At 35.5% G+C, this 13,793-nt stretch carries 10 protein-coding genes and 2 pseudogenes; 2 read left to right on the top strand and 10 right to left on the bottom strand.

The window, feature by feature from the left end; translation table 11 throughout:
- A pseudogene (locus G613_RS20175) lies at positions 1 to 259 on the top strand (IS66 family transposase); the annotation flags it as partial.
- 218 nt (positions 260 to 477) lie between these two features.
- Here the strand turns inward: G613_RS20175 and G613_RS0117425 are convergent.
- The 8 genes from G613_RS0117425 to G613_RS0117390 all read right to left on the bottom strand — a co-directional run bounded on the left by G613_RS0117425 (position 478) and on the right by G613_RS0117390 (position 11,281).
- On the bottom strand, positions 478 to 2,247 hold the full coding sequence (locus G613_RS0117425) for an ABC transporter ATP-binding protein (protein ID WP_029233791.1): 1,770 nt from the start codon (positions 2,245 to 2,247) through the stop codon (positions 478 to 480).
- Positions 2,248 to 2,294: 47 nt separating this feature from the next.
- Positions 2,295 to 3,473 (bottom strand): glycosyltransferase, encoded by a 1,179-nt coding sequence (locus G613_RS0117420; RefSeq protein WP_029233790.1) that lies wholly within the window; start codon positions 3,471 to 3,473, stop codon positions 2,295 to 2,297.
- A gap of 83 nt (positions 3,474 to 3,556) precedes the next feature.
- The gene (locus tag G613_RS0117415; protein WP_029233789.1) at positions 3,557 to 4,954 is read right to left on the bottom strand and encodes an MBOAT family O-acyltransferase; all 1,398 of its coding nucleotides are present in this window, start codon (positions 4,952 to 4,954) and stop codon (positions 3,557 to 3,559) included.
- A gap of 27 nt (positions 4,955 to 4,981) precedes the next feature.
- Positions 4,982 to 6,049 carry a hypothetical protein gene (locus G613_RS0117410; protein WP_155828123.1) on the bottom strand — a complete coding sequence of 356 codons (1,068 nt, stop codon included), beginning with the start codon at positions 6,047 to 6,049 and terminating at the stop codon, positions 4,982 to 4,984.
- An 82-nt stretch (positions 6,050 to 6,131) separates the two neighbouring features.
- Positions 6,132 to 7,556, bottom strand: coding sequence for a CDP-glycerol glycerophosphotransferase family protein (locus tag G613_RS0117405; RefSeq protein WP_029233787.1), 1,425 nt, complete (start codon positions 7,554 to 7,556; stop codon positions 6,132 to 6,134).
- 65 nt (positions 7,557 to 7,621) lie between these two features.
- Entirely contained in the window at positions 7,622 to 8,356 is a 735-nt protein-coding gene (locus tag G613_RS0117400) for a phosphocholine cytidylyltransferase family protein (RefSeq protein ID WP_029233786.1), read from the bottom strand.
- Between the two features lie 561 nt (positions 8,357 to 8,917).
- Positions 8,918 to 10,357 carry an IS110 family transposase gene (locus G613_RS0117395; RefSeq protein WP_029233785.1) on the bottom strand — a complete coding sequence of 480 codons (1,440 nt, stop codon included), beginning with the start codon at positions 10,355 to 10,357 and terminating at the stop codon, positions 8,918 to 8,920.
- Between the two features lie 198 nt (positions 10,358 to 10,555).
- Positions 10,556 to 11,281 carry an aspartate/glutamate racemase family protein gene (locus G613_RS0117390; protein WP_029233784.1) on the bottom strand — a complete coding sequence of 242 codons (726 nt, stop codon included), beginning with the start codon at positions 11,279 to 11,281 and terminating at the stop codon, positions 10,556 to 10,558.
- A 101-nt stretch (positions 11,282 to 11,382) separates the two neighbouring features.
- Between G613_RS0117390 and G613_RS19360 the strand changes: the two genes are divergently transcribed.
- The gene (locus G613_RS19360) at positions 11,383 to 11,565 is read left to right on the top strand and encodes a hypothetical protein (protein WP_081647941.1); all 183 of its coding nucleotides are present in this window, start codon (positions 11,383 to 11,385) and stop codon (positions 11,563 to 11,565) included.
- Between the two features lie 59 nt (positions 11,566 to 11,624).
- Here the strand turns inward: G613_RS19360 and G613_RS20240 are convergent.
- Positions 11,625 to 11,840, bottom strand: a pseudogene (locus G613_RS20240) (DUF262 domain-containing protein); the annotation flags it as partial.
- A 441-nt stretch (positions 11,841 to 12,281) separates the two neighbouring features.
- Positions 12,282 to 13,652, bottom strand: coding sequence for an IS4 family transposase (locus tag G613_RS0117380; protein ID WP_029232373.1), 1,371 nt, complete (start codon positions 13,650 to 13,652; stop codon positions 12,282 to 12,284).
- Positions 13,653 to 13,793: the final 141 nt, after the last annotated feature.

The raw sequence follows: 13,793 nt of genomic DNA, 5'->3' as shown, positions 1-13,793 counted from the left end.
CCTACAGCATTAATCAGGAAGAATACCTTCGTAAGTTCCTCACTGATGGCCGGGTTCCTATGGATAATAACTATGCCGAGCAGGCCATAAGACCATTTACAATAGCCCGAAAGAACTCTGTACTTATGAGTATTTTGAACTGCTGTTATCAGAAATTCCTAAGCACATGGATGACCATGATCTTAGATTCCTGGATGATCTTCTTCCCTGGTCTAAAAACGTCCAGGAAAAATGTCCTAGCAGATTTAAAAAATCTTAAATTTTCAAAGTGCATATATTTATATCAGATTCCTGCAGAAATGCGGGGATTTTTGATATCCAGTACTCATGGATGAGGGCTTACGTTTAGCAAGCTTTGGGGCAATATTCATGTTTTGCGTTAATCCTCGTCATGTATCTATTTTTTAATAGTCTGTGGGCATTTGAGCTACCTATCCGTTTAAAAGTAAGCACTCATATATTGCACAAAATCAATTGCTACTTAATCTGAATAGCCTTTCCATTTTTTATCTCATAAACCTTGTCGCAATTTCTTATCGTACTTAACCGATGAGCTACTATGACAAGTGTCTTAACACCATGAAGATGATCTATTGCTTCCATAACTGCGGTCTCAGTATCTGTATCCAAACTAGAGGTGGCCTCATCCAAAACCAGTATATACGGATCATTATACAAAGCTCTAGCTATTGAAATTCTCTGACTCTGTCCACCAGAAAATTTAATTCCTCGCTCACCTACAACTGTATGTATTCCATCCGGTAGTTCTCTTACAAAATCAGCTATCTGAGCTTTTTCCAGTGCCTCCCACACTCTCTCCTCTGATATTTCAGATTCAGGAATCATATAAGCCACATTAGCTTTAATTGTATCATCAATCAAAAAAACCATCTGTGGAACATATCCCATGATCCCTTTTAAAGATTTTTCACCATCATATATGTCTTCACCATCTATCAAAATTTTCCCTGCATTTGGCTTTAGTAATCCTAAAATAACATTTATAAGTGTTGATTTACCAGCACCAGAAGCTCCAATAAAAGCTACGGATTCACCTTTATTTATAGAAAAAGAAATCCCATTTAATACATTCTTATCTGAACCATCATATTTCCAACTAATATTCTCAACAGATAATTGTCTTTCAAATCCTAATAATTGTTCCTTTCTATCATATCCATAGCCACTATTACATGAGAAATGGTCACAATTTTTCTTAATATTCATAATGTTGTCATGACAATCATTTAAAGACGCTTGTCTATATACAATTGCGTTAATTCTAGTGGATACTTTAGATACGTTACTTAATATCTTGAATGCCGCCATGGCAAAAGCTGCTAAAATCGGAACCAGCTTGTTAATTTCGGCTCCCTGTAAAAGTCTAATGCAAACCATTCCAATAAAGCCCCCTACAGAAACACCTTCTATTATCCGATCTGGGCAGCTCTGAAAAAACATATCAGTCAAACGAGTGTTACCCTCTTCGATCGCGCAGCGTCTAAACTGATTCAATGCAATATTCCTACGTTCCATTATCATTATTTCTTTTATTCCACCAACAATTTGATTATTACACTTTATAAGATTGGCATAAGCTTTCCGATAATTCTTACCAGCCATCTTAATCCGGTTTTTAAAATACACTGTAATAATTGAAAAGCATATTCCGATTATTAATAACTCTCCTACTGCAATAACAGGATCTAGAATAACAAGATACACTCCCAACACAGCAGAGGTTAACAATGCCGCAACCATTTCAAGTAATCTAATTATCAACTCATATAACTTAACTACATCCTCGGTGAGGCTTCTTTGAACAACCGAACTGTTAGTATTTAAAAAAAATTCATACCCCCTGCCCAAGTATGAACGCAATATTTCGCACGAAATATCAACCTTAAATCTTTTAGCATAATCCAATCTATAATATGAACAAACAATAGCAATTATATTTTTTACTATAAATACCAAAATAATTGCTATTCCCAATAAAATGATATATCCCATATGTGAACGTATACCAAGATGATATATCCACCCCAAGTATGGGCTATCAACGTAACAATCTACTTTTCCCATAAGATTTATAAAAGGCGAAATAAGTGCAACACCGCATAATTCTAGTCCTGCTTCTAATAGCATTAACAGAAACAGAAGGATCAACTCCCATTTCTGCTTAGATGAAAGTATATCATTAACTTGGGTTATAATCCTTTTTGCAGACTTTATTGTCTTTTTCATTCATCTACAACCTTTCACATATCTGATTTAAATGTCAAACCCAAATGTCAAATAATCTTTTCCCACTCTGCTGCCACCCTTTCCAATGAAAATTGCCTTGCTCTATTTCTAGACATTTTGGAATAGTGATTTCTCAAATCACTATCATCAACCATCTTCATCATAGCTTCCATCAAAACAATTTCATTTGAGTCAAGATTATCATATTTTGCCCAATAATCAGTAGACATACCAGGAACAATAATCCCATATTCTGCAAAGAATGCATCTTTAATCAGACCATCATATCCGTTTGTAAGTATTTCTCTCGCACCACTCTTATAGTCAGTTGCTATGCATGGCAATCCACAGGCCATAGCCTCAACAAGAGCATTTCCAAAGCCTTCATACAAAGATGGAAATACAAAAACGTCCATTTTATCCAACAGTGAATATGGATTCTCAATAAAACCAACTAAATATACTACATCTTCCAACTCATAGTCCTTAATTAAAGAATTTAAATACCCTTCTAGTTCACCTACACCTAAAATATATAATCTGATGTTTTTTCGTGTCTTGAAAAGCTCCGCAAAAGCTCGAATCAAGTGCCACTGACCTTTCGCATATGTTAATCTTCCCATCGAAACAAAGTTTATGCAATTATCATCTATCTCAAACTTTACATGCATATGACTCTGGACAACAATATCGTCTACATCATAGCCATTATATATTGTACATACTTTGCTGTCTTGAACGGAAAAATTATTAATCAAATCTTCTCTGACTCCGTTTGAAAGAGTCACTATCAGATCAGCCCTGTTATAAAATAAACGAGCCAATAATCCTACAATATACCTATATTTCCATCCATGGCTTTCAGATAGATTAGTCCTCACTGAAATAATAGTTTTACAATGCTTATTACCACTCAAAATATTAGCAATATTGGCACTATCCAAAAAACTAATTACGGCATCATACTTATTATTTATTTTTGCGTCTCTCAAATACCTTATTCTTGAAAAAAAAACCCTTGCCTGATAAAGCAAGTTAGTCCTATCACTAGGATTTTCTATTCCCAATGAACAAATATTGCCCTTATATGGATAAACTATATTCGAATCATCATTGAGAATAATATCAATATCATAATCTTCTTTTAGCGATAACGTTATATTCGCAACTGCTCTTTGCGCTCCTCCCAAATCAAGTGATGATATTACAAATGCTATTTTTTTCATTTTTATCTCTCTATTCTTTTCTCATTTAGTTTTTGAGATAGATTCCGACTTTGCGCACACGAATTTGCATATCATATATGTTTTTAAAACTGAAAGTAAATAAATGCATTTGATCCCAAATAGCCAAACACCATAATCAAAGCCACCAGTAGAAAAAAACAATATAGATCAATCGTCTTGCTTGAGTCTATAAATTTATACTCTATGTGTCCCCCATTTTTGTAAGCCCAAAAGTAAAATGCAACAGATCCAACAAAAAACAACACACTCCACGTGAAAACATAGTTAATTCCACGAGAAGGAACAAACATTCTTTGTATTACAACGCCCGCATCAGACAATGACTCAGACCTAAACAGAATCCAACATAATAAAACAAACAAATTTGTCAAAAAGATTTTTATTATATTTTTCAGTCTAGATACATAATTACTTTTTAAGCTATCATTTTTCGTTTTTCCAAACAATCTATTTAACACTAACGCTATTCCATGTACTACTCCCCATATTATAAAAGTCCAATTAGCGCCATGCCAAAGGCCTCCGAGTAGCATCGTTACCAAAAGATTCAAATATGTTCTTATATTGCCTTTCCGATTTCCTCCTAAAGGTATATATAAATAATCCCTCAACCACAGAGAAAGACTAATATGCCAACGCTTCCAAAACTCTTTTGGACTTTTTGAAATATATGGCAAATCAAAATTCAATGGAAAGCAAAATCCAAATACTCTTGCGATGCCTATTGCCATGTCACTGTATCCAGAAAAATCACAAAGAATTTGCAGTGAATATGATATAGCAGCACACCATATAGACAATGAAGAATATGCTTTAGGAGATGCCCAAACTGCATCTACACAAACCGCTAGTCGATCTGCAACCACTGCTTTCTTAAATAATCCCCACAAGAAAATTTGAATTCCTTCACTCAAATTTTCTCCTGTCAAGGTTAAATCACTATCAATCTGAGGCAAAAAATCTTTTGCACGTATTATAGGTCCTGCAACTAACTGTGGAAAAAATGATATGTACAAAGAAACGTCTCTAAATTTTTTCCTAGCCTTTATCTCGCCTCTATATACATCAACTACATAGCTAATACATTGGAACGTGTAGAACGATATTCCAATGGGAAGAACGATTCTCCAATGTAATGCATTTTTTCCCATAAGCATTTCTATTTGCTGCAGAAAAAAGCCAAAATACTTAAAAAGGCTCAAAATAAAAAGTGAAAAAGCTACAGAAGATCCAAGATATTTCTTGGCTTTTTTTCTGTTTAATTCAATTTTAATTGCTGCTAAATAGCTTACATATTCCATCAATAGCATCAATAGCAAAAATCTAACATCCCAATAAGAATAAAAAACATATGACGCTATAAGAAGAACCCATAATTTTATCTCATTTGTTTGTAATACTTTTACTAACAAATATGTTATAACAAATAAAGCAAAAAAAGGCAGTGAATTAAATGTCATACATTTCAAACTCCAAAACTATTATCATCATTTTAAATTTCTTAGATATTCTTCATATAATCTTATGGCAATAATTCTGTGCCCATTAGAATTCAAATGTCCAGTTCCGATACTTGTATTCCAAAAGCCATATGCAACAGTGTAATCTTGACAATAGGCATTAATAAAGTCCTGTCCCACATTGCATAAAGTAGTTCCAGTCAAACTACATGCCTGATCAAACATCGTATAGTATGGGTCATATACTATACTCATTTCACCATTCTTATCTATTTGTACGTATGGTTCATACAAAAAAATAATTCTTCCATCATACTCCTTATTAAGGCCTTCCAATACTTCGCAATACTTATCTACCACCTTTTTCTCTTCATCATCAGATAAGTAGGTAATATTTGGTGAGTTTTCTTTCTCAAGATCAACTATTATATTCCCCGCTTGAAAGAATGGGTTCTCATCTGCTTTAAAAAGCAACGGAATTTGTACATTAGCTAGATAAGCCACTGCTGGCAACCATTCCTTAATAGCTCCAATTATTTTGTTATTTCCACTTCTAGTTTTTTTCAAACACTCAGCAGAATACTCATCCTTATAAAGCACTTGTTCTTCGTAAGCAGAAATCATTTCATCCGGACTATCCATCTCATACATCTGTAGTACTATTGCTTCAGAATTTGGAAACTCAATGGTAAGTGCCTTAAAGCCTTTTATTAAATCTGCCACGCTATTTCCACCTTTTGCAACAACATAAACTCTTCTTATATCATCTTCATAATCCGTCAAAAAATCATTCAATCGGTCAGCATATCTATTTCCATAACCAACATTTACTCCATTTGTCTGAGAATTCCCATAACAAATAATGTACTTTTCTGCCAAATTAGCCGAAGGATTCAGATAGCCATTTTGGTCTACAGTAGTAATAGCTAATCCTTCATCAGACTTAACAATATAGTGAAAGGGCACATATATGCCAGATGTTGCCCCTCCAGCTCTTTCAAGCCACTCTGCATCCCTATTATAGCCAAAACATAAAATATTTATGCATAAAAAAGCTAATGCACATGGTGTTAAAAGTTTAGCTATTTTCCGCAAGATAAAACTCCATTTCATCACTTATCTATGATGACTCCTCTTAGCATCTTTACATATTATCAATAATACTAATAGAATAATATTACTTTGGATAAATGCGGTCACAAACCCATTTATATATATATTCTGATGTGCTCATTCCTAATTTTCCTCTAATGTCTAGGATTTCTTTAAATGCCGACAATCTAGACTCCTTAATGGGATCATCACTAATATACTCTTCTATAAATCTGTTTATGCTTTCAAAGTCGCTTCCACACGCACTATAACAACCTTTTTTCACCAGTTTTTCAGCTTCTTCGTTAAGAATTCTAGGTTTTTCCGGCAACAAAACTAGAAGTGGTTTTTGTGTAAATGAATACTCGTATATAAAAGACAAACTATCCGTAATCATGGCATCCGATGAATCAAAAAAATCGTAATAGTCACCAAAAGGAATTACCCTCGCATTGGGCAATTCATCCCATTTATCCATATATTCATCATATGCTTCTTCAGATTCAAATACTCCCTTTTTTAAAGCGCCTTTCATCATACGCGGATGAGGGCGCACAATCCAACTATATTCAGAATGAGTACGCGCATATTCATAAAACCAAGTATAATTCTCATAAAAAGTCCCATTCATATTATCTTCCATATTGAAGTGAGGTGCCCATATTATTTTATATTTAGTGTCACTTGTCGTCTTAAACAATTCATACCGAGTTTCATATGTTTTATCAAGCAAATCATCTATTTTGGGTAGGCCAGTGACTATCGCATTATATGCCCTAAGTTTCTTATTTTTTCTAATTAAATACTCAGGATAGTTGGTGCAAAAATGCATCCAAAACATCTGCAACAGATCTACTCCATTAAGGTTTCTTTTTACATGAACATCCTTGCCACTTTCTAATTTATATGCATACAATACAAACAGCATCAATTGATTTTGAAGTCTATAAGCAAAATTAATAGCCTCCGGAAGATAATTACTAGAAGGCTGAAAATAAAATAATATATCATATTCATCCAAAGTATTATCATGATCACTATGCTTTTCACAGCCGTAGTAATCCAGAGAATAGGTAGCTTTTTCTTCAAAATAACGACATGTAGTCATATAAGTACGATTTGTCAGCAAAGAATTGTCTGTATTAAGTCCACAAAGAATAATTGATGGAGTAAATCGATCATCTGCTTCCATATAGCGATACACTTTCTCACATTGCCACTCGGCTGAAGAATAGACACAAAAGCCAACTCTAATTTTCTTTTTTTGAGATATAATAGCCTCATTTTCTTTAAAAAGATCGTTCATCAATTCTATTGCTTTATCAACTGGCTTTTTCTCAATTTTCTTTTCTAAGCTGAAATATCGTTTTCCTTTAGGAAGTCTAAATGAATTCAATAAATGTCTATAATCATAGTAAAAAGTGCGAGAAATATGCCAAAGTTTTCCGTTTGTTTTTTCATTAAAAAAACTAGCCAGCTTCATTTCTTTTGATTTGCTATCATTAGACATTTTTATAAAACTCCTACTTGATTATACTAAGAATAATTAAATGCGATCTTTCACTTATAAAAAATTTACTTTTCAAACACTTCACGGGCTCTCGCCAAATCATCTGCATCATCAATCTCGCACCACGCATTTTCTGGCACTTCTACCACGCGAATATCACATTCCTTAAGATACAGCAAACTTCCAAGCACTTTTTCATAATAACTATGTTCACCCATCACTTTTACATACCAACTAACCAATGGTATGTATTTTAATACAAATTCTTTCGTAAAACGATACATATTCACAGTTTTTCTAACATCTGCATATTCAAAATCTGATTTTTGCCAAGAGCCTAGAATTAACTCGATTGCTTTATCTTCTTCAACTCGAATAACAGTTCCATCCATTGTCTCACGATTAAAGGGGGATACTAATATGCTGCATTCTCCTTTTCCTCTCATCAATTGCTCAATAATGTCCTTATTGTAATAAATATCACATTCAAGCATGAGCATATCATCATTACAAAAATCCTTTGCGATATAAAGGCTTACAACATTATTTGTTTCTAAATATCGACTATTTTCATAATAGGTAATTACCGCACCTTTATACACGTTACCAATCTTGTCTTTTATATAATCAGCCATATGGCCAACAACTATGCCAATTTCTTTTATCCCCACTTCAATTAGATTATCAAGCGCATTGACTAATAATGGTGTACCATTAACCTCTACCATAGACTTAGGTATCACGTTCGTGAGTGGTTGTAACCTCTTCCCATATCCTGCTGCAAGTATTAACGCTTTCATGTTTCCTCATATGATGCTTACCAGATAAAACATCTTTTTCCTTCCTATAATTTCAAGCTCAAATTTCAGTATTTATGAGCTTTTTGTTTGTTGATATACCTATTTAACAGGAGCCAGAGGTGATGAATAGTCATATATCATATACTGAATAGCTGATTGAAGGTAGCACTAATAAAGCATCCCTTTGTTTGCTCTATAAAGGCTATAATTCCTTTGATCAACCATGATGGTGAACCTTCCGTGTCTAAAGGGATCGTGTCCCAACTTCCTTCGTCCCACCTACTCATACACCAAGTGCCAGCAAAGCTTTCTTGCAAGGTCTAGGCCCTATGGAGAGAACTCCCGCCAGCTACAGCTCTTGTTTGTCTTTGGTACTTACTAACTGACCTATATGTCTTGAATGGTACCGACAAGCGGTGGACGCAATCCATTAAAGGCATATGTTGGTAGTTGTTCTGTAGGAGATGTCCCCCTACTGTTAACGGGTTACCATCCGGAACCCTGCTCAGCTGTCGCACTGCATTCAACAGCTCGGCAGGATTCCGGAAATGTGATACTTATTTATGCAGCTACTGTCTCAGCGTTCTCAAATCTCTTGATATCATCAAGCATCTTTTGAGGGTCATAAATGACGCCTTTCTTGAGGATCGCAAATATAATCCTCAGAAGCTTGCATGCTATAACTATCAGCGACTGCATCTTCTTTAGCGGATTCTTCGGCCGTGTAGTGTAGTACTCATGTATCAACTGGAATTCTTCAGCATGAGCCACAACCGATTTAGCTCCTTGGAACAGCCAGGTTCGCAATTCTTTGCGTCCTCTGTGGCTTATCTTGGTTTCACCATTATGTTTTCCTGAACTGCATGCAACAAGGTTTAATCCGCTTAGTTTCTGTATTTCCTTAACATCGTCAAATCTATCAATATCCCCCATTGAAGATATGATCCCTGCAACTATGTTCTGACCCAGACCAGATATTTCAAGAATGTTTTCAGCGTGTGGTATTTCCATACACTTCGTATTTATAGCTGCCTCTATTGTGGTCAGCTTTTCATCTAGAGAGAGCATTTCTTCCACAAACCATCTGACAGCTTCTCTGTCGTATTCTGCGCCTTCATTTCTTCCCACGCTTGTACTGGCATATCTGAATAGTTCAGCTGCCCTGCTATAGCCGCGTCCTCTTAGCTTAGCATTGTGCCAAATCTCTCTTATGCCATCTTCACCCAATGCAACTATGTCCTTTGGAAATGGTGCAATCTTTAATACTTCTAAAGCAAAACTTCCATCCACTCTTCCAAATGCGTCCTTATATTCAGGAAAGTGTATTTTCATTAGCCTGTGCATCCTGTTTGCACAACGGATCCTGTTCTCGGTAAGCTGACTCCTTAGAAGCGAGAGACTACGCAGATCTGCGTATATGCCCTCTGGAAGATATGGCATACCATAGTTTCCGTTCATTACCAGATTTGCTATTACTTTGGGATCTTTTCTGTCATCCTTTAACTGGCTGTTGTCTTCAACCTCCTTTGTCTGCTTGACTGCATATGGATTTACCTGTACAACACTGATACCATTGCTTATAAGCCATGTCGCTATACAGAACCAGTAATGACCTATAGGCTCAAGTCCTAATAATATCTGCTTTTTGCCATTTACTGCAGCAAGCTCAACCATCCATGCCTTTGCAGCTTCAAATCCTTCTTCATTATTCGTGAATGAAAATGGTTTTTTGCTGAGTTCTCTGCCTCGTATATCTATAGCTCTCAGATAATGAGTTTCACTGCCTATATCGCATCCTACTATAAGCATGTCCTCCGATATAAAAGAGAGCTTGGCATTCTTATCAAACTTTCCTGATGCTTCCAGATCATGCCAGGTCTTAGCCTGCATTGTCTTGAGAAGATCATCGATTCTTGACTGTCTTTCTTCGGCTGATAAAGTGTTTATCACCGAGAAAGCTTTGTTTACTTGATTTTTGTTTTCATTTGCTTTAGCATTCATGTAAGATACCTCTTGTAGTCTTGGATTATTACCAACTGCCAGGTCAGTAACAATCCAACTTTACTTGAGGTATTCTTTTTAGGTCAATCCCTGTTTAAATCATACAGGAAGCTTTCTTTTGATATGACACAAACGTATTTAATTGATTCTACTAATATTCCATTATTCCAACTACTCAAAGGTATTTCTAACCCTATACTATTCTTCACTTGGCTTAGCATGATGGATGTTTTTCTCATATTCTAACCGTACATTGTTAAGAGCAATGTAAAGTGGATCATAAATATTTGTACAATTAATTGCCGCTTTATATTTCTCATATAAGATTGGCAGTTCAGTGCATCCCAGTATACAGTTTGCATGTCGATTTACTAATTCCAAAAATGTTTTTTCTATTCTATCCGGATATTTATTTATCTTTACCGCTTCAATGCAGTCCCTAAGCTTGTTATATTCATCGACTGCCGGTGAATCACAAAAGATACCTTTACTCTTTAGCTTATTTTGATATATCTTTGATTCAATTGTCCCCTCAGTCCCAAGAAGATATGTTTGCTTAACACCATCCTCTACCATTTTGTTTACACATGCATCAATAATATTCTCTATCTTTTCTTTGTAATCTGGATACATTCTATATATCTCTGGCAAAAACAGATGTGAAGTATTACAGGCCAATATTATCTTATTACACCCAGCATTCACTAAATTTGAAATAGACTCTGACATCTCAGCCACAAGCTGATCCTTCTTTTCATTATAAAGGAATGCTCTTACCCTACTAGGCATCGTGCACCTATTATCAATTATTATCCTAGGTCTATCCCACTCCTTTTCAGCAGGAAATAGTATCGCATATTGTTGAAAAAGATGAATTGTAGCATATGTTCCCATTCCGCCTAATACGCCTATGGTATAACTCATTCTTGTATCCTCTACTCTATAATAGTGTTAGCATCTAATTAGTACATTTTAAAATGAGTTAATCCCTTAAATATCATATAATACAAGAGGAGGAACTCATTATGCCTAGAAAGAACAAGCAACACCCAAAGCAGTTCAAGTTGGATGCTGTTAACTATCGAAAGGAACACCCTGATCTGACTCAAGCTGAATGTGCCAAGAACCTTGGAATTGGATTAAGCACCTTATCCAGATGGGAAAAGCAATTCGCTGATAACAATGTCGACATATTTATAGATAATTGAGTATCTTCTATCCGTCTTCTGTAATTGGGGCTAAGTTGTTCAAAGGTTAATCCATCACAATCTTTTAGATATTGTAACCCTTTAAGCTTATACTTTCCGCTCAGGTATTCATATATAGCGCTCGTTCGCTGTAATCCATCGATTATCGCCTTTACACCATTATAATCCTCGCTAAAATAAAATACCGGAATAGGAATTCTCAAAATAAGAGACTCTATAAGTAATGATTTTGCCTTAACATTCCATACTAGATTTCTCTGAAACTCTGGTTGCATAATTAGCATATTCGTATCAATCCAATGCATTACTTGGAATACAGAGAAATTTTTCTGTTCAATGCGTATAGAATTAGCATCATATGGTTCATTCGTACCATCGTCATAAAAAAAGCTCATTTGATTACTCCACACTTAATAACCTTTTCTCTTTTCATTATAAAACCCATTATCTGTCGCCGTTTTTAGTATATCATAGTCTATGATGCCAGTTTTTCTCATAAATTTAACATTCACCAAGTTACTCTTTCCAATAAACAGACTAATGAACTGTGCATTTGACTTAATTATAATAATTCCACTGTACTAACCATAAAAAACATATAATTAATGTCATTGTTTTGTTGGAATACTATCCTTCATATTATTAACTGAAACTTCGCAGTTCTAAAACTGCATTCGAACCTTGAAAACTCAATAAAAATTGGCAATTAAGTACCATCATGAAACCTGTAGCTGTCGCTGCATGGATGGTGTCAGTGCAGAAATGAAAGTATCGATCATTGATGATATTTCTTCTTCTCCAAGCTCAAATCTTTCTGCCATCATATCGGAGAACAGCTCCATGATCATCCTGAATGCCTGAACAAAAGTGACATCTGCAAGCTCATCTACAAAATAAGTGAACAGCTCGCCCAATGTGCGAGGATCTTCAGATTCCCTATTATCCACAGCAAGCATCATGTATCTGGCAAAAACGACAGCTGTATGCGCCGTCATTGCATCATACGAAAGCGATCTGCACTCATTAGCTAGCTTGAGGTAGCTCTTACATACCTTAAAAAACACCTCGATTTTCCAGCGTTTTGAGTAAATGCGGATCATCTCCTCTTCATCGATGTTGTAGTCTGTTGAGATAAGACACAGATAGTCCTTTCTGTTTGATCTGTTTCTAACAAATACGATTTTTACAGGAATCTTGCGGTCGTCCTTCTGAATTTCAACTACCAGAGAGAGAAGATATTTCGATCTGCCACGACGCTTGCGGTTCATTTTGTAGAGTTCTTTCAAAGTATACTTCCCGCCTCTGTAGATGAAAGACATTTTGTCAGAACGCTTGATCATTGCAATCACATCGTAACCGAGTCTTTCAACAGCTGTCAGTGTTTTAGGAGAAGCAAACCATGTATCAAAAAGGACATAATCAGCAGGTATCATAGCTTTTCTGGCTTCTTTGATCAGTTCGATCATTGCGTCTGTACCCTTCATCACAGAAAGCTTTCTGCGCTTGAATCCATTGCTCCTGCGGTCGACATCATTGCTGCTGATAAGTTTGTTCTCGTTTGAAGATGACAGCAGGATCTGGTTCACTGGTAGGAATGTATTGCCATCAGTCCATCCAAGAGTGAGCATTCTGAATCCATAAAGAAATTTCTTGTTTGCATGATCATAGATTTTGGATAGCATTTCCACTTTCTTCGAACAAGCTCTTGAGAAGATTGAGTCATCAACTATGAGGGCATTTACCCTATCCTCTGAAGTTGCAGGAGCAATAACATCCCTGCATATATTTGATGCAAGAAGTGTTGTAAAGCGAATCCAGTTGATACTGATGCTCTTCATGAACCGGTAGTACGTGTCCTTTGCAAAAGTGGCAGTATTGCTGCCAAGAAGCATATCCATGTACATGGACTTATTTTTGAAAACCAGCGCAAAGGCATACATCAGTATCTGCGCAGGGGCTATGCCTTTTGTCTTCCTGACATTTGATGCTTTTAGTATTGATGAAATTCGGAATCTCTCAAAAAAGATTCTGATTGAATCAGCATTCTGCTTAGAATCGAAGTCATTCTGTGATATAATTTTAGACAAGGCGTGAGTCTCCTTTTGGATGATTTTTGGTGGTACTTAAATTATACCAAATATAGAGGCTTCTCGCCTTTTTAAATGCCGGTTTTTATTGAATTTTCAAGGTTCTAGCGCACTTTTTATGTGCGAAGTTTAAGTTATTAA

The sequence above is a fragment of the Butyrivibrio sp. VCB2006 genome (assembly GCF_000420945.1).
Lineage (GTDB): Bacteria > Bacillota > Clostridia > Lachnospirales > Lachnospiraceae > Butyrivibrio.
This window is presented reverse-complemented; position numbering and strand designations above follow the sequence as displayed.

What these genes read in the sequence shown, in the direction of transcription:
- G613_RS0117425 (WP_029233791.1), bottom strand. Translation starts at nt 2,247, where the DNA reads ATGAAAAAGACAATAAAGTCTGCAAAAAGGATTATAACCCAAGTTAAT.
- G613_RS0117420 (WP_029233790.1), bottom strand. Translation starts at nt 3,473, where the DNA reads ATGAAAAAAATAGCATTTGTAATATCATCACTTGATTTGGGAGGAGCG.
- G613_RS0117415 (WP_029233789.1), bottom strand. Translation starts at nt 4,954, where the DNA reads ATGACATTTAATTCACTGCCTTTTTTTGCTTTATTTGTTATAACATAT.
- G613_RS0117405 (WP_029233787.1), bottom strand. Translation starts at nt 7,556, where the DNA reads ATGTCTAATGATAGCAAATCAAAAGAAATGAAGCTGGCTAGTTTTTTT.
- G613_RS0117400 (WP_029233786.1), bottom strand. Translation starts at nt 8,356, where the DNA reads ATGAAAGCGTTAATACTTGCAGCAGGATATGGGAAGAGGTTACAACCA.
- G613_RS0117395 (WP_029233785.1), bottom strand. Translation starts at nt 10,357, where the DNA reads ATGAATGCTAAAGCAAATGAAAACAAAAATCAAGTAAACAAAGCTTTC.
- G613_RS0117390 (WP_029233784.1), bottom strand. Translation starts at nt 11,281, where the DNA reads ATGAGTTATACCATAGGCGTATTAGGCGGAATGGGAACATATGCTACA.
- G613_RS19360 (WP_081647941.1), top strand. Translation starts at nt 11,383, where the DNA reads ATGCCTAGAAAGAACAAGCAACACCCAAAGCAGTTCAAGTTGGATGCT.